The sequence below is a fragment of the Ruegeria sp. ANG-R genome, from assembly GCF_000813985.1.
GTDB lineage: Bacteria > Pseudomonadota > Alphaproteobacteria > Rhodobacterales > Rhodobacteraceae > Ruegeria.
Window position 1 is genome coordinate 264,972 of record NZ_JWLJ01000003.1, and the last position, 22,830, is coordinate 287,801.

Below are 22,830 nucleotides of genomic sequence, written 5' to 3' on the forward strand. Positions count from 1 at the left end.
GGTTTATGGGGTAAACATATCCTCCGTCTTGGGGATTTCTTGCTCTGCCTTCAAGGAGGTGCGTTACCTGGTATGATGTCCAAACTGAGCCCGATCATCTCGTTCTGTAGCCTTCAGCGGGTCGTGGCTGGCCTCGTTTTCATTCCGTTGCTGGCTTATTCGTTTGCGCCTTTTCGGGATATGACGCTGTCATTTTCGCAGCGGTTGCTGTTCTGGACTGGTGTTATGCTGCTTGCGCTGACGGCCACATGGACGGCGGGAAAGCTGGTACGCGAACGGCTCTGCCGTTCGGGATTGCTGGTTCGGGATCTGGTTTTCGCGCTGCTGATTCTGATGCTGTTTGCCCCTTCCTTGTGGTTGCTGACCTGGACCGTGTTCACGCTGAACGGGCTGATGGCACCCGGTTTGTTGGTGGTTGTCCCTTATGGCGTTCTTTTTGCTACCGGACTGTTACTGGTACGTCAGCGGGAAGATACAGCGATGCCCGAGGAACCGCAGAAACCACGGCTGTACACTCGTTTGCCGGATACGTTCCAGGGGCAGGTCTGTCGGTTGACTGTGCGTGATCACTGTGTCGATGTGGTCACGACTGAGGGGACGTTTACCATTCGCTCCCGCTTTACCGATGCCATTGCCGAGATGGAGCCGGTGCCCGGTCATTGTACACACAGATCGCACTGGATCGTGGATGCGGCGATCGTCGGAGTCGATAAAGAAGGCGGAAAGTCCTTTCTGCGGCTCAGCAACGGCGATCAGGTTCCGGTCAGCCGAAAATACAAGCAACAGCTCGTGAAAGACGGGCTGCTTTAGCGCCTATCTTGGCATCGGAATGAGCTGGGGTTTCGCTCCGGTCAGAATAGCCATGGCATCCGGCGCCATGATGTTGGTCAGAGTTATCTCTGAACTGCGCAGCCCACCAGTGTAAGCCCCGTAGGCCGGCAGGATCAGGCGCGCTTGATCCAGCAGAAACGCAGGGCGTGTGATCGAGCATCCCCGGGCAGTCAGACTTACTTTGGGATGGTAATGGCCAGAGATCTCACCCCGGCCGTCCTCACGGGCAATATGGCGAAAAACCAGATCGCTGCTGATCCATTCCGAAAGATGCGTGCCGCCCATTTCGACCGGGCCGGGGTCGTGGTTTCCCTCGATCCAGATCCAGCGCTTGCCGGCCTGCAGAGTTGTGATCTGCAATCGGTCTTCACGTGCTAACGCGCTTGAGGCATCCAGATCGTCAAAGCTGTCGCCCAGACAGATGACGGTTGTAGCACCCGTATGGGTTAAATCAGTCGCCAATCGGGTCAGCGTTTCACGACTGTCATATGGGGGCAGGGCCGGACCACCCCGGCGGGCGATACGCTCGGATTTGCCCAGATGTAAATCCGAGACGCAAAGCAGGTTCCGCTCGGCCCACCACAAGGCGCCAGAGCCCAAGGCGGTCAGCTGTTGACCCGCAAAGGTAAAATCAATCCTGTTCATGATCCGTTCTTTTCATGCGATTCTGACGTCTACGCAAGGGGCTTCACGCAGGTTGCAATCCCGCAGCCCGCAATAACCGCGCGCTTTCTTCGGCCAGCAGACGTTCTTCGGCCTCGCCTTTGACGGGGACCTTTCCAACTTCGAGAAAGAGCGGCGCCGCCAGCGGTGAAACGCGGTCCAGCCGTAGAAGGTCGACCCGACCTCCGATCCGGTTGATCATTGCTTCGATCCGTCCAAAATCGACCAATCCACGCATGGCTTCTTCGCGGGTGATTTGCATCAGCAGATGGTCCGGGTCGTATTTTAGCAGTGTGTCGTAGAGGATATCTGACGAGAATGTCGCCTGTCGACCGCTTTTGCGCTGCCCGCCGGTGTTGCGTTCAATCAGACCAGCGATCGTGGCCGAAGCGCGAAACGTGCGTTTCATCACCGCGTTACCCGCAAGCCATGTTTCCAAACCATCCCGTAGCGCGCCAAGTTGGAACAGTGGGCGCGGATCGGTCACCGCATCCAGCCCCCAGATCAAAGTGGCATAATCGGTGGCCACAAAACCCAAGGGCGCAAGGCTCATCTCCTCCATGCGTTTGGTTAGCAGCAATCCCAACGTCTGCTGCGCATTGCGTCCAGCGAAGCCGTAAACGCAGAGATGTTCGCGCCCATTGTCGGGAAAGCTCTCGATCAGCAACCGATCGCGTTGTGGCAATCGAGATATCTCGCGCTGTAGTCCCAGCCATTTGGCAGTATGAGGGGGCAGCTGAGGCCAATCACGTTGCGCGAACATCCGCAGGATTCGCTCGCTCAGCTGCGTTGATGTGGCGAATTTTGTGCCCGAGAATGTAGCGATTTTGGGCTTGCGGTCGGCGCGGCGGCTGACCTCGACCACCATCTCTCGCAGGCCCTCGTAACGGACGATCTGGCCGCCGATCAGAAAGGTATCGCCCGGGGTTAGCGAGGCTGCGAATCCTTCCTCGACCTCGCCCAGAGGCTTGCCGCCGCGATTGCGCTTCAGGCGGACTTTCAGGGTGTCGGTATCCTGAATCGTGCCGAGATTCATACGGATACGCTGCGCCGCCCTCGGGTCGCGCAATTGCCATCTTCCGTCAGGACGCTGCTGCAACCGTTGCCAGCGATCATAGGCGCGCAGGGCATAGCCCCCGGTGGCGCAGAACTCCAGACAGGCGTCAAAATCCGGGCGTGTGATGTGCGCATAAGGCCCGGCGGCCCTCATTTCGGTATAGAGCGCATCCGCTTCAAACGGACCGGCTGCTGCCGCGATCAAGATATGCTGGCACAGAACGTCCCGAGGGCCGGGCCCGCGCGGATCGCCATCCAGATCATGTTCCTGCACGGCTTCAAGCGCTGCAACGCACTCAACCACTTCGAAACGGTTGGCCGGCACAAGAATGGCCTTCGAAGGGGCGTTGTAACGATGGTTCGCGCGACCGATCCGCTGCACCAACCGTTTGACGTTCTTTGGTGCGCCGATCTGGATCACCAGATCAACATCGCCCCAGTCGATGCCAAGATCGAGGCTACCGGTGCAGACAATCGCGCGCAGATCACCCCGGACCATTGCCGCTTCGACCCGGTCTCGCTGTTGTCGATCCAGACTGCCGTGGTGAATTCCGATGGGCAGGGCCTCGTCGTTTGCGAGCCAAAGATTATGAAAGAAAATCTCGGCCTGCGCCCGAGTGTTGTGGAAAATGAGCGTCGTTTTGTGCTGCTTGATCTGCTCCATCACCGCTGGGATGGCGTAGGCCGCACCCCCGCCCGACCAAGGAGGCATCTCTTGCGTTTGCAGCATCGAGATATCGGGATCTGGTCCGGGATCAGCCTGTATGATGTAGCAGGAATCGGGGTGCCGGGCCAGAAATCGGGCGATGGCCTCGGGGTCTTCGACTGTGGCTGACAGCCCGACACGACGCAGGTCAGGGCACAGGGATTGCAAACGCGCCAGCGCCAGCATCAGTTGATCGCCTCGTTTGCTTTCTGCCAGCGCATGAATCTCATCGACAACGATACGCTGGACCCCGGAAAACATACGGGGAGCGTCGTCGTAGGATGTGAGTAATGCCAGACTTTCGGGCGTGGTCAGCAGGATGTGCGGCGGATCGGCGCGCTGGCGCTTCTTTTGCGTGGCCGAGGTATCGCCGGTGCGATCTTCGATCCGAATAGGCAGACCGATCTCTTCCACCGGAACACGCAGATTGCGCCTGATATCCGCGGCCAGCGCCTTGAGAGGCGAGACATAGAGCGTGTGCAAGCCATCATGCGCCCCATCAGCCAATTCGGCCAGTGAAGGCAGAAATCCGGCCATGGTTTTGCCGCCACCAGTCGGAGCAATGAGGAGCGTCGCAGGATCGTCGGCCCGGCCAAACATCTCGTGCTGATGCGGGTGGATCGACCATCCTTTGCTCGAGAACCAGTTCTGGATTGCCGGAGGAATCTGCGCCATCCGGCAAAACTAGCGTAGCCCTCAGGTCATGGAAACCTTGGCTGGGGATCAGTGAACGATCTTTTCTTCCTTCACGAACATGTTTGCCCAGGCGCGGTCGATTAGGTCGGGGCTCATCTGATAGGGAATGCCCTCAAACTCGCAGATCGAGATCATCTGATCGATCAGGAAGATCGGCTGATAATTCGCATAGATGTTCTGGATTGTTGGATATTTGACCTTCAACAAGTGCACCAATGCGGCCTCGTCCAACGGCATCCCGCGCTTGCGGGCCACCATGGCGAAGATCTTCAGGAAGTTTTCCTGGTTCGGGCCGTCAATCTTGATCTTGAAAAAGATCCGGCGCAGGGCCGCTTGGTCGAAGATTTCATTCGGGTGGAAGTTGGTCGAGAAGATGACGAGCGTATCGAACGGTACTTCGAACTTTTCACCCGATTGCAGGCCGAGGATATCTTTGCTTTCTTCCAGCGGAACGATCCAGCGGTTGATCAGGGCCTGAGGGGGTTCGGCCTGACGCCCAAGGTCGTCGACGATGAAGATGCCGCCGGTTGATTTCAATTGCAAGGGCGCCTGATAGGTCCGCGCCGTGGGGTTGTAGACAAGGTCCAGCATACTCAGCGACAATTCACCACCTGTCACAACGGTGGGACGTTCGCACTGCACATAGCGCGTGTCGAACCGCTTGCGTCGACGCAAGCTGTTGGGATCGTCCTCTTCCTGTTCGATTGCGTTGTGAACGATCGGGTCATAGACGGTGATCACCTGACCGGCATATTCGATCGCGCGCGGAACATAGACATTGTCCCCTAGCGCGTCGCGAATCCCGTTCGAGATTGAGGATTTACCGTTACCCGGAGGCCCGTACATCAGGATCGATCGACCCGCGCTGACCGCCGGGCCCAGATGGTCCAGCAGGCTGTCGGGCAGAACCAGATGGCCCATTGCGCCGGTCAACTGATCACGGGTGACCTGAATGTTACGGATCGACTGGCGTTTGACCTGTTCGCGGTAGACGTCCAGTGGCACCGGCATCGCACCAAAATACTCGGACTGGCTCAGGGCGTCCAAGGCACGCGCCTTGCCCGCATCGGTCAATTGATAACCCATCTCATTGCCCGAGTTCGCGTTCAGTGTACCTGTCGCCTCAAGCAGTTTCTGCTCTCGGGCAATGTCAATCAATTCTTGCGTTACTGAACCGGGCAAACAGACTGCTGCGGCAACCTCGCTTACTGTATCGACATTCTTGCGAAAGATCGTCTTCAGCAGAATGTCCCGCATCATCACCAGAGGCAGCTGCATTTCCCCCAGACCTTTGGGGGCAGGGGGGGCAATCACAGAGGAGGTCTGCATATTCATGAGCGGGGCTCGTCCATACAAAAATAACGTTAAAGGCCCGTGCAGGGCCGCTTTGGAAGAATTTTGCGCGGATTTGTGGCAGGACCAAGGCACGGGCAAGGCGCGCTGATGATTGTTTACGATCCGTGGATTATACCCAGAATCAGATAGACAGCGAGGCTGCCCGCAAGCGTCAGACCCATCGGGAATTGTTTGCCGCGATCCCAGCTTTCCCAATGTGGTGCGATCTGGCGCAGGGGTGTATGTTTTGCCAACCGATGGGCAAAGAAGGCCCCCAGCAGCGTGGCCGTCAGGATTACCATGACGAGCATCAGGTCGCCGACCCAGACAAAAGCCGCGGCTGCTGCGCAGAACTTCGCGTCTCCGGCCCCCATGACACCGGCGGCATTCAACACGATGCCGATAATCAGCACGACCACCATGTGAAGCAGTTGCCACAGGTAAACTGGCAGCGAGAGGGTAAACGGGCCAAGGTTGCCGGGATTCCACGGCCCCGACCATGGAGGCAAGGCGATGAGCCCGATAACGAGGTAAACGACCGCCAGCGCCAGGACAGCATGGTTCTTGATCCGCATCTCACGCATATCCGTAAAGGCAACGTAGAAACAGATCGGCAGAACGAAAGGTAAGAACCACGCCGCCGCTGACGCTGGTATGATCATGGATCAGGCGTCCTCGAGTGCACGAAGCGACCGGACGGCCTCGTCATAGTGCTGTGGGTGGGTGGCGATCGCTTCGCGATACAGATTCTTCGCAAGGTTGATATCGCCCTGCTTGACCGCCGAAATGGCCATCGTGTTCAGCAAACGGGCCCGCTCGGTCTGCGTCATTGGGACAACCGGAACGCTGTAATTGCCCTGCGCGCTTCGCGCCAGCACCAGATTGTTCTTGGCAGTAAACAATGAGTTATCCTGCTGGATCGCTTCGGTAAACAGGCGTTCGGCTTCCGCATATTGTCCGCGTGTCAGTTTGGAATAGCCCCAGTTATTCATAACCCCAGCCGGACGTGTCGTCAGGCCAACTGCGGTTTCGTAATAATGGTCAGAGCGCTTCCAGTCCTTTCGGGAATCAGCGACCAGTGCCTCGAGCCGGTACCGCTTGAAGGTCTCATAGGTTGGTGGAATATTATCCAGCGTAGCCTTCGCGCCGTCCCAGTTTCCGCCGCGAATCTGTGCATCCGCGTATTCGACGCGATCCGCGTTGTTGGCGCCCTTCATGCTCAGCACGCGTTTCCACGCGGCGGCGGCCTCGGTGCTGCGCTTGGCGCGTGTAAGTGTAATCGCCAGACCGCGCTGAAGATCGATCCGATCGGGGTTCTTGGCGGCTGCACCACGGAAATATGTCACCGCCTCGTTGGGATCGGCCGCGTTCAGCATCACGTCGTTCAGGTTGGTCTCGTCAATGACGTTCACTTCCTGAAAAGTACGCTCGACCTTTTCCTCTTCGGTTTCTTTTGCACAGGCGGTTAAAACCACTCCGCACGCAAGCATCGTCGGAATCAAGAAGGGTTGGCGCATTTTTGCGTCCTTTACTGCTCTGCCTCTATCACCGGGTTTTGCGCAGAACGAATTCTCCGTCGCCGCGCTGCTCCAGCTCAAATTCTTGTTCTTGAGGGGTATTATTAACAGGATTTTCCATTTTTGCGAGTGCTAACCGCAGATTGTCGCGGATTGCGTCACTTTCGCCATTGTCCAGCGCATAGGCCCTGCGAAACACTTGCGCGGCCTCGGCATATTCGCCCGTTTCAACAAGGAACACGCCCAGATTGTTCCATGCTACGGGCCATTCTGGGTCATCCTCGACAGCACGACGGAGCAGGGGTTCGGCTTGATTGATACGGCGCAAACCCAAATTGACAGTGCCGAGAGATGTGAGGATTTCCGGCGTCATACCTTGTTGCAGAGCGGCTCTGGTGAAAGATTCAAGCGCAAGCTCGTATTCACCCGCTGCCATAAGACGATTGCCGACGGCCACTTCATCCACCGCTGGACCATCGGGGTCGATGCCGGGCGCAAACGGATCGTCAGTCACGCTTGTCTCAGTGCAAGAGGCCACCATGGCGATAACCATGGTGGCCTGTGTTGTGTGGCGGAGCCTCAAACCGACGCGTCCGACGGCATTCCCTATCTTGCAGAGAATTCTACCGGTTTCCAAAGTCCATGATACCTTTCGCCGAGGGGCCAACAAGAATGACCAACAGTGGGGGGACGGTCAGCATCATTGTCGCAAGCGTCATTTTCGTTGGCAACTTGTTTGCTGCCTCTTCCGCGCGCATAACGCGTTTGTCTCGCATTTCTTCGGCGTATACTCGCAACGCTTCGGCGATCGATGTGCCAAAAGTCGCCGATTGGATCATAACTGTGACGAATGCACTGACGTCCTGGACACCACAGCGTGTTGCGAAATCACGCAATACGGTGTCCTTTTCTTTACCTGCCTTCATTTCATAAGCGACCACCTCGAACTCGAGAGCGAGATCGGGGTAGGATGCCTTCATCTCCGACGCCACGCGAACAATGGCCTGATCCAGCGATTGTCCGGCCTCAACGCATACCAGCATCAGGTCGAGCGTATCGGGGAAACCATTTACGATCGCTTCCTTGCGCTCCTCCACGCGACGTGTGATCCAGTATTTGGGTACGAAGTATCCGGCAATCCCAGGTCCCAATACGCGAATGAGGAGTTGAGTAGAATCGAACTCCTGATCACCCGCGAATACGGTAACCAGAGACACTCCGATTAAAATTCCGATAATTCCCAGCGCAAACTGCGCAAAGTGATAGAATCGAACGGCATCTTTTGACTGATAGCCCGCTTGACGCAGTTTGAGCTGGACCGCCGAATATTCTTCCTCATTCTGGGGCTCGAGAAAATTTGCGAACTTCTCAAGCTGCTCGTTTCGGCTCGCATTTCTGAGGCGTTCTTTCTTTTCCTTCTTACCGTTCTTCGGTGCTGTATTCGACCGCTGCAGCTTTTTTAGGGGGTCTTCCGGCTGGTTCAGCATCAATGGCACAGTAACCAGGATCATGAACAATCCCAGCACGCCGACAACGATCAAAGGGCCGAATTCGCCAAGATTTTCTTTCAGCAGGTCGTTGATCTGGTTTAGGAATTCCATTGTCGAGCCTCTAAACCTTGATGTCGGTCAGGATACGCATGACGATTAGATTCAACGTCAACATTATGCCGACGAAGAAACATGCGGGAATGAAGAACGGGTGATCGATGACCGAGTCATAGTAGTCCGGACTTTTGATCAGGATAAAAACAAGACAAGCAACAGGGAACCCGGACAAGAACTTGCCCGACCACTTTGCCTCGGCGGTGATGGCATTCACCCGGCGAAACAATCGGAACCGGGCACGGATAACCTTAGCCAATCCAGCCAGAATATCGGCAAGGTTGCCCCCCGATTGCTGTTGGATCGAGACCGCGACCGCAAGAAATCGCAGGTCCTGCATGTCCAACCGTTCCGCCATATCCTTGAGGGCTTCACCCACATCCCGACCGTATGCAGACTCGTCCGAGATTATGCCGAACTCAGTTGCAAGTGGGTCCTCGACCTCGTTTGCAACGATCTGGATCGATGAAACGAAGGGGTTGCCGACGCGCAATGATCGGACCATGAGTTCCACCGCATCAGGTAGCTGCTCCTCGATCAACGCCATGCGTTTCTTGGCTTTGTTGCTGACCCATGTATACACCGCACCTATGCCAATGGCGCCTGAGATTGCGATCCGAAGGCTCATATCGGTTGCGGTTGCGACGCTGAGAGCTGCGAATGCCAATGCTGAAACCAGAGCCATAATCATGATCAATTGCCTGGGAGAAAAGGCAATCGCGGCTTTCTGCGCTTTGTCGGCCAGAAGTGAGTAGAGCGGTATGCTCTGCGACTTCATGTGCTGCTGCATCTCCTTGCGCAGCTGTTCGAGCACCTGCTCGCGTCCGACACCCTTGTCGATCATGTCCAGCCTGCGATTCACGCGGCTGTTCAAGCTAATGGATTTTCCGAACGCGACGAGATAGATACCCTCGACCAGGGCAAATACCCCGACGAATATCACGATATAGATGAGCGCCTCGACAGGCAGTTGCATAACTCTTTTCTCCTACATCGTGGTCGGATCGTAGATCGAGGCAGGTAGGTCGAAGCCCCACAGACGGAAGCGTTCGGAATAGTGGCTGCGCACGCCCGTCGCAGTGAAATGACCGATGATCTTGTTATCCGGTGTCAGTCCAACGCGTTGAAATTTAAACAGTTCCTGCATCGAGATCACGTCACCTTCCATGCCGGTGATTTCGGTGATCGATGTCATGCGGCGCGAACCATCCTGTAGACGGCTGGCCTGGACGATCAGGTTCACAGCCGATGAGATCTGGCTTCGAACGGCTTTGATCGGCATCTCGATCCCGGCCATCGCGATCATGTTTTCCAGACGCGAAATACCGTCACGGGCCGAGTTGGCGTGGATCGTGGTCATCGAACCGTCGTGGCCGGTATTCATGGCCTGCAGCATGTCGATCACCTCGGCGCCACGCGTCTCGCCCACGATGATGCGATCGGGTCGCATACGCAGAGCGTTTTTCAAACAGTCGCGCGGGCTTACCTCGCCTTTGCCTTCCACGTTGGGCGGGCGGCTTTCCATGCGACCGACATGTGTCTGCTGAAGCTGAAGTTCCGCCGTATCCTCAATGGTCAGAATGCGTTCGGCATCGTCAATGAAGCTGGAGAGGGCGTTCAGTGTTGTCGTTTTACCAGAGCCCGTACCGCCTGAGACGATGATGTTCAGACGCGTCGAAACAGCAGCCTGCAAATAGGCTGCCATCTCTTCGGTGAAGGCGCCGAAGTTGACCAGATCGTCAATGCCCAGCTTGTCCTTTTTAAACTTACGAATGGAGACCAGTGAGCCATCCACCGCAATTGGGGGCACCATGGCATTGAAACGAGAGCCATCAGCCAAACGGGCGTCAACATACGGGTTGGATTCATCAACACGGCGGCCCACGGCGGACACGATCTTGTCGATGATCCGCATCAGGTGCTTTTCATCCTTGAACGTGATGTCGCTGATTTCCAGCTTACCGTGCCGTTCGACGAATATCTGCTGTGGTCCGTTTACCAGAATATCGTTGACCGTATCGTCCTGTAGCAGGGCTTCCAGCGGTCCAAGACCTGTCACCTCGTCATAAAGCTCTTTGTTGAGCTGGATACGGTCTTCGCGGTTCAGAACAATATTGCGCGTTTCCAGAACTTCACTGGCAATCGCGCTGATTTCCGTTCGCAGTTCGGATTCCTCAGCCTTTTCAAGGGCGGAGAGGTTCAGGTTTTCGAGGAGTTCGCGGTGCAGCTCGAGCTTGATTTCCCCCAGCCGTTCTTTGCGCTTGCGTTCCTTGTCGTTTCCAACAACTTCCGCGGCCTTTTTCTTCACGGGCTTGCGTGCGACAGCCGTTGTGCTGGGCGCAGCCGCAGTCGCAGTCGGGGCTTCTGCTTTAGGCGCTTGAGTTTCAACCGGCTGCGCCGAAGGCTGTTTCTTATATCTTGAGAACACGCTGGCTCCCCTTCGTGTTAAGCGGCTTCAGCATCGCTGCTGCCCAGGCTGTGAAGCGATTGAGCCAATTTGGCAATTTCCCGGCGCAGCGGGTTCTTGGCCGCCGAATTGGCGAGCGGTAAACCGTGATCACCGCTTTGCATGACCGGTTTGCCACCGTCGGGCAGAAGCAGATCGATCGAAATCCCGAGGCTTTCGCCCATGCGCTTAACCCGGCTCTTGCCGTTGAGATCGGTGAATTTCGGAGCCCTGTTCATGGCAAACCGCAACTTGTTGAAGGGCAATTCCTCGGCCTGCAACGCGCGCTTGAGACGCAGAGCGTTCTGGGCTGATCGCATATCCAGTTCGATCAGTGCAAAATACACATGCGCAGCCTGCAAAACCGTCTCGGACCAGTGAACAAGTGTTTTTGGCATGTCGATAACGACATAATCAAAGTTCGCGCGCGCAGTGTCGATCACGCGCTGGATGTCTTCCGGGGTGATGATGTCCAGCGGCACCATGTCGGATGGCGCTGTCAGAACCTGCAGTTTCTCTTCAAACGTCTGCAGTGCCTGCCCGAAGGATTCTTCGTCCATGGAATCCGTGTCCGAGAGCATCTCAAAGACAGCTTCATGGCGCGGTAAATCCAGATAGGTCGAGACGGTGCCATATTGCAGGTCCAGATCGATCAAGCACACTTTGGGTGTTTCTTTGGCGGATACGGTTGCAAGCTCCCAGGCCAGATTGACGGCCATGGTGGTCGAGCCAACGCCGCCTGCCAGGCCCTGAACAACAAAAAGCGCCCCTTCTTTCGACGCGCCGTTGATCGAGGACGGTGCCGCCTGAGGCGCCATAACCGGATCGGGTTGATTCATCCGGTCGATAGCTTCCTGTAATTCACCTTCGGGCAGCGGGTAGGGAACAAACTCATCCGCGCCTTTGCGCAGCAGCTGATGCAGCGCGGCCGGAGTTACGTCTTCTGCGATCAGAACGACCTTGATACCTTTTTCTTTAGCCTGAGTGATGATTTCACCCATCAGCGTCAGATTGTCTTCATCATCGCCATCCAATGCCAAAGCTACGAATTGCAGCGACCCGGCTTCCGGCTGGGTGAAGAAAGCCAACGCTTCGGCAAAGCCAAGATCGCCCCAGCGCTCACCCAGCGCTACCTCCATATCCTCGATCAACAGATCGAAGTTCTGGACGTCCCGGCTGATGGTGCAAGCCAGAATGCTGTTGTTTTCGTCCTGCGGTGTCGCGCTCGTCATTAACACAATCCTCATCGAGAGGGCTGAGCAAACCATTTGAACGCTTGAAGGGTCAGTTCTGGAATGCTGTCGCCCGATGCGGTCAATTTTGGCCGCAGGTCACCCAATTGTTCACAAGATCGCTTGGAAGTTGGGCGAGAATTGGGCGCAAAAGAACCAATTGTAGGGAAATGGGCGACAATGCCGCCCAACCCCTTATTATTATTCGCCGCCGCTAGCGTCCTCTTGCCTCTGGACATAGCTTCGTGGAATCGCACTTGAGATATACTCGCGATAAATCACTTCAGCGTACTTACCATCCAAGACGTTTGGATGACGGTCAACAAATCCCGATACCTCTGTAACCGTGCGTCGGTTGCGCCGATCACGATCCGGAGTGTCGATTAGCGGTCTGGATTTGCCGAAGGACACAACAGATTCTAACCGTGAACGCGATATGCCTTGTCGCGTCAGGAAGGCAACGGCGGCGTTTGCACGGCGCTGTCCCAATCGCTTATTATAAGCGTCAGATCCGACTTCGTCAGTATGGCCGTAAACACGGAAGCGTGCCTCAGGGAACCGTTTGATCCAGGCAGCCTGCTGCAGCAGAATACGTTGTGCCGATGCGTCCAGTTGGGCGCTATCAAATGCAAAGTTAATCTGCGTCGGCACCTCGGCAGCGAAACGCCGCGCGAGAATTTGGCCATACGTCAACTCTCCATTCATCACCTGAATGTTGTTCAAGGTTGCGTTGCCGAATGTGCCCTGATCGATTTCGTATCCGGCTTCACGCGTGCAGCCGGCGACAGTAACCGAAAGACCCAGTGCGATGATCCACTTCTCCATTGGTTCTATCCTCTCTATCAATCCAGGACATAGCCGTAAGATGTGCCAAAATCCTGCTTGGCAACTTCCGAGGCCGCTCCATTGCCTGCGCGTTCGGTTCGCGAGACCTTACCGTTCACGAACAGGTCGAATTCACTGGGGGGCTTTACTCGGTCGGTTGGCAAGGCGAGCGCTTCGCCACGTGTGGGCGATACCAGATGCGCGGTGATAATGATGATCAATTCGCTCTGCTCACGCTGGTATTGCGCACTTCTGAACAGGGCTCCCAGTACAGGTACATCGCCGAGCCAAGGAACCTGGCTATTCAGATCCGTGAAGTCATCCTGAATCAAACCGGCAATTGCAAAGCTCTCACCATCGCGGAGCTCGATGGTTGTGCGGGTTTGGCGGGTGATGAAGCTAGGAACATTGTCACCGTTGATTGTGAAGTTTGCACTTTGGTCGATGCTCGAAACTGATGCACCCAATTCCAGATTGATCAGGTTGCCATCGACAACACGAGGAACAAACAAGAGTTGTACACCAAATTGGCGGTACTCAATGGCAACAACCCCGTCGCCCTGTGGCACAGGGATTGGCACTTCGCCGCCAGCCAGAAACTCGGCTTCTTGGCCTGACAAGGCTGAAAGATTGGGTTCAGCCAGGCTGCGGACGAGGCCTTTAGTTTCAAGAGCTTCCAGCAGCAGGCGAACTTGCGTCGAACCCGCGCCAAACCCAAACAGGATAGCGCCTGTATTCGTTTGAACAAACGGGATATTGTTCCCAATGGCGTTGTTCAGAGCGCCCTGGTTGTTTAAGGTATTGAAACCGGCGGTCGTATCGCCACCGCCAAAACCCAACGATGCCGACAAGTTCTTGGCAACAGAGCGGTTCATTTCAGCGAAACGAACTTTAAGCATTACTTGCTGTACGCCACCGACGTTCATCAGGTTCGACACACGTTCAGGTGCATACCGTTCCGCCAATTCGAGCGCGCGCGCGAGTTTGGCGCTGCTGGAAACGGTGCCAGACAAGACGATACCATCGTTGGCAGTTCGCACCTCGATTCGTTCGTTAGGAAGAATCTGGCGCAGCCGTTCCTTGAATTCCGTAACATCCGGAGAGACACGTACGCGCACATTGGTAATCAAGTTACCTGCGCCGTCGAACATCGTCAGAGTAGTCGTCCCCGGGGCACGACCAAGCACGTAGATGGTGCGGTCCGACAATGTCGAGATATCCGCAATGCCAGCATTGGCGATACTGATGTCGGCGAACGGCTGCTCGCTTTCCACCACAATTGCGCGGTTTACAGGAACATCCAGCGATTCTGATGTTCCCTTTTTTACCACGCGAAGATTTTCAGCCCAAGCGGCATCGCCGATTGGGCTCATAACAAGCGTCAACCCCAATAGGGTTGCGCTGATCCAGGAATGTATTGTCATGTGACCTGCCTCTCCGATCACCACTCGATTTTTTTTTGGGTCTTATGCCCTATGCTTTGGAACCCTGCTCCAAAACCAGATTTATTGCAATAATCAATGGTTTCTGGAATTTTCCTTATGTGGATTATTCGCAACAACACAAAAAGAAAGACCGCGCGGACTGCGCGGCCTTTCCATTATAAAGGTATGAATTGTCGTTAGTTTGTGCAGGGAATTGGGGTTTCTACAGTCTCGCCGCCCCGACGCGTTCGGATGGTGCAGACCTTCTTTTCCGCTACGACAGGAGCCGGTGCTCGCTCTACAATTCCTAAAAGCGACTGCTGATCGATCTCAACCACCTCAGCCACTTCGTCGTCTTGCGCACCTACCAGTGCCAGTGACATGCGTCCCGTGTTCTGGGCCTGAGCCAAAGCGGCAATTTGCTGCGGTGTTGCCGCGACTGTAACTGTACGGGCAATGGTTGTGCCAGTCACATCCAGCCCTGCAGTCTGGTCAACGGCGACCAATTCGATGTTTGTCAGCACGAGGCGAGTTATTTCGCCGCGTCCGGATTCGCTGGTTCCGCGCAAGGAGCCAGTCCAATAAACATCCACTGTGTCGCCTGGGCGAAGGAAGCCTGACACCCCGGACGCCACGTCGACGCTGATAGCAAAGGCGCGCATACCCTTGGGCAGCTGTGATCTGAGGCCCGCTGTCTCACCTGGGCTAGTGACTTTGACTTCCATTATGGCTTCGTCTTTCTCCATCGCTCGGAGGACGAACCGTTCATTGTTTTTGATGTCTGGGAAAAGGACGGCGGCATCCGCAAAGGTGCCTTCCGGAATAGCGTTTTCCGGCCATTGTACAACGCGAATATCATCCGGGTACAATCGTTCACCATATTTTAGTGAACGATTTGAAACCAATACGTCTACGGTCGGAATCAAGCCCGCCTTCGCATTAGCCAACGCTTCTTCACGCAACTTTCGTTCCTGCGCAAGTTTGGCCTGATTATCAGTGATGTACTCGCGTGCCATATAGACAGCACCACCGGCTAGGGCGACCCCGATGATAAGAACAAGTCCAAAAACAGCTCGCATTTGTTCCTCTTTTTCTTCTTAAGACCATGACTCATAGCGTCACGGTGATTCAGCGTCCAAGATATTTTGGAATTGTGTCGAAAAAGCGGACAATCCGTCTACTATTCCTTAAAAAGGTGCATTGGTGCTGGATGATGGAAGTAGTAAGGCCCGCTAAGTGTTATCTTAGTCAAATTCGATTTCTTCGACCTCGACATTAACGATTGGTTGTCCAGCGTCCTGGAGTGACTGACTTAAGAAGAAATAAACTGTTGCAGAAAGGCCTGTGATAACAGCCGTCAGAACGACCCAGTCTGCCGCAACTGCGCCAGTTTCATCAGTTTTGAAACTATTTAACCTATTCAACATTGTGCTACACCGGATTAATCTTGATTGAAACAAAAGGGCCACGCCTTTGAATAAAGACATGGCCCTAATTGTTACAATAAACCGACTAAGGCTTAGTTGTTGGTGCTTGGCAGAGTCACTGTTGCAGAGCCCAGAGCGTCATTGATGGTGCCCGCCAGGCTGCTAGCGCCCGAATGAATCTGGTTGTAAGCAACAGCGGCCAGGCCAACAACGGCTGCGGTCAGAACGACCCAGTCTACAGTTACGGCGCCGTCTTCGTCTTTGCGGAAGTTCTTGATGAACTTGATCATGTTACGTCCCTCCTAAAGGATCAAAAAGTAATTAACCTCGGCGTCTTTCAGAGCTTTCTCTCTCAGTCCGCTCCCGATCGTCTCGGTATGGATATATGTTTGCCCCTTGTGCGTGGCAGGAATTGGGCCAAACCTCATTTTTTTTACGTAGAGCTTAATTTTTTGTTGAGAATTATTGTAACTAACTGATTGTAAATGAAAAAAATGAACTCTTTTTCTGCTGCGCAAGTGACGTGCGATGCAAAATAGCGGCAAATGAGGCGAAATTGCCCCATTTCACTTTGTTTTTCTGGTGTTGCAGGCGGTTATGATGTTCAAAATGCTTCAAAAGATAAGAAATCGAGGCAGGCAAATGCATTTCCGGGACGCAGTCTTTTGTGCTGGTGCGGTGGCGTTTCTGTTGTCGGGCACGATTCCAGTGTCCGCAACCGAGACAGAGCCGCGTGGGGTCTATAAGCGTATCAAAGCCCCCAAACCGGGCGCACGTCCGCGTGTGACGATTCAGATCACGCCCGAGCAACACGCGGCATCGCCGTCTGCACCCAGCACGGGTGCCAAGTTGGAGGCACCCGAGATCATCACCCGCGCAAAAGTACCGCCGTCGAACCCGCCGAAGATAGCCGGGGCCGACAAGCCAGTTGGTTCCTACAAAGCGTTCTGGAGCCGGGTATCCCCCGATCTGGCGCAGGCGAATGCAGGGCGGCTTAGAGACGCGGTTCAGGCGTTGACCGCGACGGGAGTTGCCTCTCCACGTCTGCAAGCGCTGCAAGACATCGCAGATCAACGCGGAGTGGACATTCTGCGCTCGACAGTGGGCACCAACGTCTCGCCTGCTCTGGTGCTGGCCGTAATCTCGGTGGAATCGGCCGGAAAGACCGAGGCTGTAAGCTCTGCCGGGGCGCAGGGGTTGATGCAGTTGATGCCAGCGACGGCGCGGCGCTTTGGCGTTGAGGACAGCCTGAGGCCAGAGCAGAACATCGAAGGCGGGGTTAAATACCTGCATTGGCTGATGGAGGAATTCGAGAGTGACCCGATCCTCGTGCTCGCAGGTTACAATGCAGGTGAGGGGGCCGTGCACAAACACAGCGGAGTCCCACCCTATGCCGAGACCCGAGACTATGTTCCCAAAGTCCTTGCGGCGTTTCAGGTCGCAAGCGCGCTTTGTACGACACCACCGCAGTTCATTTCGGATGCCTGTGTATTCCAGACCTCCAATTGAAGGGGGCCCGCCTCATGGCGGGCCTTGCCCATATCAGTTAACGATCGTCGCCTGAGTCGCCGCGCGCATGTCGTCTTCGCTGACACCGTCCGCCAGTTCGACAATCTTCAAGCCGCCTTCGACAACGTCCAGCACGCCCAGATTGGTGATGATGCGATCAACAACGCCCTGACCGGTCAGTGGCAGGGTGCATTCCTTCAGCACCTTTGAATCGCCATGCTTGTTGGTGTGATCCATTACGACCACCACACGCCCAACGCCGGCGACCAAATCCATCGCGCCACCCATGCCTTTGACCAGCTTGCCGGGAATCATCCAGTTGGCCAGATCACCTTTTTCGTCCACTTCCATCGCGCCCAGAATCGCAGCGGCTATCTTACCGCCCCGGATCATGGCAAATGAGGTGGCGCTGTCGAAATAAGACGTGCGGGACAATTCGGTGATCGTTTGCTTGCCCGCGTTGATCAGGTCAGCATCCTCTTCGCCTTCAAACGGGAACGGGCCCATGCCCAGCATTCCGTTCTCGGACTGCAGGGTGATGTCCTTGTCACCCACATAGTTCGCCACCAGCGTCGGAATACCGATGCCGAGGTTCACATACATGCCGTCTTCCAGTTCCTCTGCCGCGCGCGCGGCCATCTGATTGCGGTCCCAGGGCATTATGCTTCCTCCTTCTTACGGGTGGTGCGCTGTTCGATACGCTTTTCGTGATTCCCCTGCACAATACGATGCACATAGATACCGGGCAGGTGGATCGAATCCGGTTCAAGCGATCCGCGGGGCACGATCTCTTCAACCTCCGCCACACAGATTTTGCCGCAGGTTGCAGCGGGCACGTTGAAGTTGCGGGCGGTCTTACGGAACACCAGATTTCCGGTGTCGTCGGCTTTCCAAGCTTTCACAATGGCAAGGTCTGCAAAGATGCCCTCTTCCAGAATATAAGTTTCGCCATTGAACTCTTTGTGCTCTTTGCCGTCGGCAATCACGGTGCCCACACCAGTTTTAGTGTAGAAGCCCGGAATACCCGCGCCGCCAGCACGCATGCGTTCAGCCAATGTACCTTGCGGGTTGAATTCCAGCTCCAGCTCACCGCTCAGATACTGGCGCATGAATTCCGCGTTTTCGCCGACATACGAGCTGATCATCTTCTTGACCTGCTTGGTCTGCAGCAGAATCCCGATGCCGAAATCATCCACACCCGCGTTGTTTGAAGCAAAGGTCAGGTCCTTGGCACCCGAGGCTTTGATCGCCTCAAGCAGCATCTCCGGGATACCGCACAGGCCGAACCCGCCTGCCGCGATCAACATGCCATCCGAGATCACCCCATCGAGCGCCTCGGTGGCATTGGCATAGATTTTCTTCATGGAAAACTCCCCCAATGACATGGTGTTGGGCCGAGTTGTGCCGCCGCGTCACGGGGAAGTCAATAAAACCGAAGGGGTGGTGGTATTTCTACCTAACCCCTAGCTGGTCGCCTTCTTTGTTGTTTTCTTCGTCGCGGTTTTCTTCTTGGGTGCCGCTTTCTTTTTGGTGCCCTTCTTGGCCGCCTTTTCGTTAGCCAGTTCCACCGCCATCTCAAGTGTCACATCTTCGGGCTTGATGTCTTTTGGAAGGGTAGCGTTGACCTTCTCCCATTTCACATATGGCCCGTAACGCCCGTCCAGAACCTGGATCGCGCCGCCATCGGGGTGTTCGCCCAACTCTTTGAGCGGCTTTGCCGCCTGACCGCGCCGTCCCGGATTGGCACGCTTCTCGGCAAGCAGTTCGACGGCTCGGTTCATCCCGATCTCGAACACATCGTTCGGGTCTTTCAGGTTGGCGTAAACCGGCTTTGGTTCATCCGCCAGCTGATGCATCAAATACGGCCCGAAGCGGCCAAAGTTCGAGGTGATCATGCCGCCTTCGGGATGCTCGCCGATCTGGCGCGGGAGGCTGAGCAAGATCAGGGCCTTTTCCAGATCCATGTCATCCTTGCTCCAACCACGCGGCAGGGAGGCACGAGGCGGCTTCTTGTTCTCGGGCGTCGGTTCTCCGCGCTGGACATAAGGGCCGAAACGACCGGACTTCAGCCAGATCTCATCACCGGAATCTTCGCCCAGCAGGCGTTCGTCCCCTTCGGCGCCTTCACCCGCGATGGGGCGGGTATAGGTACATTCCGGGTAGTTGCCGCACCCGACAAACCCGCCGGTGCGCGAGGTTTTCAGGTGTAACTGCCCGACACCGCATTTCGGGCAGATACGAGGGTCCGAGCCATCCTCGCGCGGCGGATAAAGCTGCGGCGCCAACGCCTCATCCAGTTTGTCCAGCACTTCGGAGATGCGCAGCTCCGATGTCTCGCCAATAGCAGCCGAGAAATCACGCCAGAACTTGCCCAGCAGATCCTTGTAGTCGCGATCACCGGCGCTGACATCGTCCAGCTGTTCTTCCAGGTTGGCGGTGAATTCATAACCCACATATTGCCGGAAGAAGTTCAGCAGGAAGATCGTGACGATCCGCCCCTTTTCTTCGGGGATCAGGCGGTTCTTGTCTTTGCGGACATATTCGCGGTCCTGAATCGTGGTGACGATCGAGGCATAGGTCGAAGGACGCCCGATCCCCAGTTCCTCCATCCGCTTGACCAGCGTGGCCTCCGTATAACGTGGCGGTGGCTGAGTATGATGCTGCAACGCCAGAACGGCCTCGTTGTCAGACAGAATCGCAGCTTTGCTGTCGCCCATCGCTTTTGCGTGCTGGTCGCGCAGCGAGGTTTTGGCAAAGCGCGCCGGATCGCCCTGCATGATCTGCGGCAGGCGCTTGTCGTCGTCGTCGACAACATCGTCGCGACCTTCTTCGTAGACGCGCATGAAACCGTCAAACAGCACCACCTGACCCGTGGCACGAAGACCGACCTGGCCGTCATCGCTGCCGATTTCGACCGTTGTACGCTCGAGCCGCGCGGCGGCCATCTGGCAGGCGATGGTGCGCTTCCAGATCAGATCATAGAGCTTTCGCTGGTCTTCATCCGTGACTTTCAGCGCTTTGGCATCACGTGACATATCCGTTGGGCGGATACATTCGTGGGCTTCCTGCGCGTTCTTGGCTTTGTTCTTGTACATCCGTGGGCTGTCCGGAACGTATTCCGCACCATAACGATCGGCGATGGCATCCCGGGTGGCTGCCACAGCCTCGGGCGCCATGTCGATGCCGTCGGTCCGCATATAAGTAATGTACCCGGCCTCATAGAGCCGTTGAGCCACCTGCATCGCGTGGCGGGCGCCCATTCCGAATTTGCGGCTGGCCTCCTGCTGCAGGGTCGAGGTCATGAACGGTGCGCTGGGGTTGCGCGCGGCGGGTTTGGCCTCGACCGAGGTGACGCTGAGCGCCCGGCTGGTAATCGCCTGCACCGCTAGTTCGGCCTGTGTTGCATTTGCCAGATCGTGCTTGTCCAGCTTCTTGCCGGCCAGAGTGACCAGGCGCGCCTCATAGGTCTGGCCGCGCGGCGTTTCGAACAGTGCCTTGACCGACCAATATTCGACGGGCTTGAACGCCTCGATCTCCATCTCGCGTTCGACGATCAACCGCAGGCAGACCGACTGGACGCGGCCAGCCGATTTGGCACCCGGCAGTTTGCGCCACAGCACGGGCGACAGATTGAACCCCACCAGATAGTCCAGCGCGCGGCGGGCCAGATAGGCCTCGACCAAAGGCATGTCGACCTCACGCGGGTTCTGCATCGCTTCGGTCACGGCGTCTTTGGTGATCGCATTGAAGGTCACGCGGCTGACCGGGGTGTCCTTCTTGATCGAGCGGCGCTTGGTTAGTGCTTCCTGCAGGTGCCAACTGATCGCCTCGCCCTCGCGATCAGGGTCGGTTGCGAGGATCAGGGCGTTGTCTTCCTTCAGCGCGTCGGCAATCGCTTTGACATGCTTGCGGCTGTCATTGCCGACCTCCCATTTCATCGAGAATTCATGCTCGGGATCGACCGACCCATCCTTCGGCGGCAGGTCTCGCACATGGCCATATGAGGCCAAAACAGTGTAGTCGGGGCCAAGATATTTATTGATCGTTTTTGCTTTGGCCGGAGATTCTACAACAACTACAGGCATTTAAGAGGAATCCTCGCTCGACGGATTTTGCGCTTTGTATGACCGTGCAAAATGTGTGGGGCAAGATCGAATTGTCAATGCGTTCCTTTTTGCCACCAGATAGGCTCGAATTTCGGGCCGATTTCGGCCTGTCACAAGGCGCCATCCCGCGTCGCGTCGACGATTGAATTTCGCCATTAAGTCAGGCGCAAAGGGACAACAGCCCGCCCGGTTGCCGCTGAATCTTGCCGTCGAGTTCCAGATCGACCAACACAGGACCTATTTCGCCAGCGGATGCGGCTATGTCGCGGATCAACTGGTCTTCGGCGATTGGAGACGGGCCAAGCCGAGTCAGAATCGCCTCATGCAGTGCCTGGGGCGTAGTTTCGTTTCTTGTGGCCTCGGGCCTGGTGGGCAGGGACTGTTGGGCGGCAAGCTGTGGCTGTTGCGGCAGGGCGTCCATCACATCTTCGGCAGAGCGGACCAGTGTTGCGCCATCCCGGATCAACAGGTTGCACCCGGCAGCCCGTGCGTCAAACGGGTGGCCGGGAACGGCCAGAACATCGCGACCCTGATCCAACGCATCGCGTGCGGTGATCAAGCTGCCGGATTTTGCTGCGGCCTCAACAACAACGACCGCCTGCGCGAGACCTGAGATAATGCGATTGCGGCGCGGAAAATGCCGTGCCTGAGGTGTTGTGCCCATCGGTTGTTCAGACAGGCGCAGGCCACTTTCGGCGATATTGCGCGCCAGATCGGCGTTCTCGGCCGGATAGATTACGTCGACCCCTCCGGCCATCACAGCCACCGTTCCGGTTTCCAGCGCGGCAAGATGCGCCGCGGTATCTATGCCTCGGGCGAGGCCTGAGACCACGACAAAATCCCTCTTACCCAGATCGGTAGCCAATGCCCGCGCCATGCGAGCACCCAGCGAAGAACAGTTCCGGGCCCCAACCATAGCAATCGCCTGTCGCTGCAAAATGGTCGGATCGCCGATCGCCCAGAGCATTGGTGGCGCATCCGAAATGTCGCGTAACGCATCGGGATAGTCGGCGGCCCCAAGGCACAAAAGCCGCGCTTTGGCGGCCTTTGCGGCCTTGAGCTCCGCCGCAATAACGCCGGGAGGGCAGGTTTCGTACCCCTCAATCCCGGCAGCGCGCGCCATTTCCGGCAGCGCGGCCAGCGCGTTCTGCGCCGAGCCATGTTCGCGCAACAAGCGCCGGAACGTCGCCGGACCAACCTTGCGCGAGCGCAACAGACGGAGCCAGGAAAACCGGTCCTCTTCCGTGGTGGGTGGGAGTGGGGGGTGATTGGAAGAAAGCTGCTCTTCGGTCATCCGATGCTCCGCCTGATTGCAAAACTGGTTTACGGTACAGCGGGTTAACAGCCTGTGAATCTCGGAAAATTAGATTTGCATTATTAGGATTTTTTCTTCCGGGTGCATATTAGTATTTTGAAAAACAAGAAAAATATTCTTATCTCTTATTCTCTTTGA

At 56.2% G+C, this 22,830-nt stretch carries 20 protein-coding genes; 2 read left to right on the forward strand and 18 right to left on the reverse strand.

The genetic code is table 11. From position 1 onward, the window contains the following. Nucleotides 1-72: 72 nt before the first annotated feature. Nucleotides 73-810: a LytTR family DNA-binding domain-containing protein gene (locus RA27_RS11625; protein WP_039538865.1), complete on the forward strand. Its 738-nt coding sequence runs from the start codon at nt 73-75 to the stop codon at nt 808-810. A 3-nt stretch (nt 811-813) separates the two neighbouring features. Here the strand turns inward: RA27_RS11625 and pdeM are convergent, their stop codons facing one another. The 14 genes from pdeM to RA27_RS11700 all read right to left on the reverse strand — a co-directional run bounded on the left by pdeM (nt 814) and on the right by RA27_RS11700 (nt 16,052). Next, entirely contained in the window at nt 814-1,476 is a 663-nt protein-coding gene (gene pdeM / locus RA27_RS11630; RefSeq protein WP_039538868.1) for a ligase-associated DNA damage response endonuclease PdeM, read from the reverse strand. A gap of 43 nt (nt 1,477-1,519) precedes the next feature. Next, nucleotides 1,520-3,931: a ligase-associated DNA damage response DEXH box helicase gene (locus RA27_RS11635; RefSeq protein ID WP_039538871.1), complete on the reverse strand. Its 2,412-nt coding sequence runs from the start codon at nt 3,929-3,931 to the stop codon at nt 1,520-1,522. Between the two features lie 48 nt (nt 3,932-3,979). Continuing rightward, entirely contained in the window at nt 3,980-5,287 is a 1,308-nt protein-coding gene (locus RA27_RS11640) for an ATP-binding protein (RefSeq protein ID WP_039538874.1), read from the reverse strand. 116 nt (nt 5,288-5,403) lie between these two features. Continuing rightward, nucleotides 5,404-5,949, reverse strand: coding sequence for a prepilin peptidase (locus tag RA27_RS11645; protein ID WP_039538877.1), 546 nt, complete (start codon nt 5,947-5,949; stop codon nt 5,404-5,406). A gap of 3 nt (nt 5,950-5,952) precedes the next feature. Beyond that, entirely contained in the window at nt 5,953-6,804 is an 852-nt protein-coding gene (locus RA27_RS11650) for a tetratricopeptide repeat protein (protein WP_039538879.1), read from the reverse strand. A gap of 28 nt (nt 6,805-6,832) precedes the next feature. Then, nucleotides 6,833-7,318 (reverse strand): tetratricopeptide repeat protein, encoded by a 486-nt coding sequence (locus RA27_RS11655; RefSeq protein WP_343294160.1) that lies wholly within the window; start codon nt 7,316-7,318, stop codon nt 6,833-6,835. Nucleotides 7,319-7,427: 109 nt separating this feature from the next. After that, entirely contained in the window at nt 7,428-8,405 is a 978-nt protein-coding gene (locus RA27_RS11660) for a type II secretion system F family protein (RefSeq protein WP_039538885.1), read from the reverse strand. Nucleotides 8,406-8,415: 10 nt separating this feature from the next. Next, on the reverse strand, nt 8,416-9,384 hold the full coding sequence (locus RA27_RS11665; RefSeq protein ID WP_039538887.1) for a type II secretion system F family protein: 969 nt from the start codon (nt 9,382-9,384) through the stop codon (nt 8,416-8,418). 12 nt (nt 9,385-9,396) lie between these two features. Then, nucleotides 9,397-10,836: a CpaF family protein gene (locus RA27_RS11670; protein WP_039538889.1), complete on the reverse strand. Its 1,440-nt coding sequence runs from the start codon at nt 10,834-10,836 to the stop codon at nt 9,397-9,399. A gap of 17 nt (nt 10,837-10,853) precedes the next feature. Continuing rightward, entirely contained in the window at nt 10,854-12,086 is a 1,233-nt protein-coding gene (locus RA27_RS11675; protein ID WP_039538891.1) for an AAA family ATPase, read from the reverse strand. Nucleotides 12,087-12,287: 201 nt separating this feature from the next. Next, entirely contained in the window at nt 12,288-12,911 is a 624-nt protein-coding gene (locus RA27_RS11680) for an OmpA family protein (protein WP_039538893.1), read from the reverse strand. Between the two features lie 17 nt (nt 12,912-12,928). Continuing rightward, nucleotides 12,929-14,335, reverse strand: coding sequence for a type II and III secretion system protein family protein (locus tag RA27_RS11685; RefSeq protein WP_039538895.1), 1,407 nt, complete (start codon nt 14,333-14,335; stop codon nt 12,929-12,931). A 197-nt stretch (nt 14,336-14,532) separates the two neighbouring features. Beyond that, nucleotides 14,533-15,414 (reverse strand): Flp pilus assembly protein CpaB, encoded by an 882-nt coding sequence (gene cpaB / locus RA27_RS11690; protein WP_039538897.1) that lies wholly within the window; start codon nt 15,412-15,414, stop codon nt 14,533-14,535. 440 nt (nt 15,415-15,854) lie between these two features. Further along, nucleotides 15,855-16,052: a hypothetical protein gene (locus tag RA27_RS11700; RefSeq protein ID WP_039538901.1), complete on the reverse strand. Its 198-nt coding sequence runs from the start codon at nt 16,050-16,052 to the stop codon at nt 15,855-15,857. 352 nt (nt 16,053-16,404) lie between these two features. Between RA27_RS11700 and RA27_RS11705 the strand changes: the two genes are divergently transcribed. After that, nucleotides 16,405-17,271, forward strand: coding sequence for a lytic transglycosylase domain-containing protein (locus RA27_RS11705; RefSeq protein WP_039538903.1), 867 nt, complete (start codon nt 16,405-16,407; stop codon nt 17,269-17,271). 33 nt (nt 17,272-17,304) lie between these two features. Here RA27_RS11705 and RA27_RS11710 read toward each other — a convergent pair whose 3' ends face one another. From RA27_RS11710 to dprA, 4 genes are all read right to left on the reverse strand, one after another. Then, entirely contained in the window at nt 17,305-17,931 is a 627-nt protein-coding gene (locus tag RA27_RS11710; protein WP_039538906.1) for a 3-oxoacid CoA-transferase subunit B, read from the reverse strand. Further along, complete coding sequence (locus tag RA27_RS11715; protein WP_039539065.1) at nt 17,931-18,635, reverse strand: CoA transferase subunit A; 705 nt, start codon at nt 18,633-18,635, stop codon at nt 17,931-17,933. The genes RA27_RS11710 and RA27_RS11715 overlap by 1 nt, the downstream gene beginning before the upstream one ends. 99 nt (nt 18,636-18,734) lie before the next feature. Beyond that, entirely contained in the window at nt 18,735-21,356 is a 2,622-nt protein-coding gene (gene topA, locus RA27_RS11720; protein ID WP_039538908.1) for a type I DNA topoisomerase, read from the reverse strand. A gap of 181 nt (nt 21,357-21,537) precedes the next feature. Then, nucleotides 21,538-22,671, reverse strand: coding sequence for a DNA-processing protein DprA (gene dprA, locus RA27_RS11725; RefSeq protein ID WP_039538910.1), 1,134 nt, complete (start codon nt 22,669-22,671; stop codon nt 21,538-21,540). Between the last annotated feature and the right edge of the window lie 159 nt (nt 22,672-22,830).